This window comes from Anaeromassilibacillus sp. Marseille-P3371 (assembly GCF_900169665.1).
In the GTDB taxonomy this organism is placed as follows: Bacteria; Bacillota; Clostridia; order Oscillospirales; family Acutalibacteraceae; genus Anaeromassilibacillus.
In genome coordinates, this window is sequence record NZ_LT835157.1 from 2,971,549 (window position 1) to 2,972,952 (window position 1,404).

The window sequence follows — 1,404 nt, forward strand, 5'->3', positions numbered from 1 at the left end:
CCCAAGCTATCCGGTATTCAGCCAACCGCCTGGGCAAATAGTGTCTTTTACTCCTAAGATTTTTCCTATGGAAGTTTCCTCCTCTAAGCCGTCGAGTACGGTACGTAGTACCTTTATGCCTATGGCATTTTTACAGAATTTTTACCAGATACGGAGGATGTCTCCCCCAAGTTATCCAGTGTGCGGCCAATCGCCCGAACGCACAACGTCTTTCACACCTAAGGTGTTTCCTAGAGTAGTTTCCCGTTAGTGACTGCTAGGTCTTACTTTGGATACGAGCTGCTTCCACTCTTTGTACAACACGATTCCAGTATTTATCGATTATTACCGATTTTCCCTGTAGAAACACCTTCTATCCCATTCCCAAGAGTTTACCATATCCATCCAACCATACGAGCAATGGCGATACAATAACGCCACCATACGATACATCCCTATCCCTGAGATACGTCCGTAGCATCCGACTTGGATTTGGGTTCCATACCAGGAACATTAGCGCTAAATCTGACAACTCACGAACGCTGTCGGTAGGCGGATATGCTTCCCATTCTGGAGCATTACCTCCCGTATCTTCCACTGCACAATAGTCGGATTTGTACCCAGACTTTGTAAAAACGATGGCCCAGCAGGGATTTCCGCGTTTACATTCGGAAACCACCTGCTGGGCCATATTGTTGGAACGTCTCTGCCTGTATCCTACTTGTCCGGCCTCTTATTTCTCTTATAAGAAACAGACCGAATGATATACATACACACTGGGAAAGTTACCGGTTCGAAGTATTGCACTTTTGGAAATGCCTGTTTCTATCTTGCCGATATACCGATCTGAGACATCCCATATTCTTTTTTGCTCTTACGAACTCTTATGCTACCGTTACCATGAAATGCAGTTTTACATTCTGGCCTTGCAGGGCCGTATAAGTACCCGCACCTCTGGCCCGGTGGACACACAGCGCCTTCCGCGCCTACGGCGTCTCCTACGCTAGCTTTCTGCTATCGGCTGCCGGGTGCTTGATCGAATATGTACACGTTTATACCTTACACAAATTGCCCGGCGTTCAGCCAACGGTCACCGTACAATGCAGCTTCGCATTCTGGCCCGGCAAGGTGGTGTAAACGCCTGTGCTCTGGCCCTGCGGACCACAGTGCTTTTCGGCCTGCAATCTTTTGCTTCCTTTTGGAAATTCCCATACATTTTATCTTTCACTTACATCCCAAGTACACAAAGTCTCAAAGCCGCAAAACCCCCGCTCCGGTTTCCCGGAGTGGGGATTCTGCTCTTTGCGAAAGGGGCTCCCTTCGCTCAATTTACTAAGATGTCCGCCAAGGATGGCTGGGCCATGCTCCTGTGGACGCACAGCGTCTTCCGCGCCTGCGGCGTCTCCTACGCAAGCTTTCTGCTAT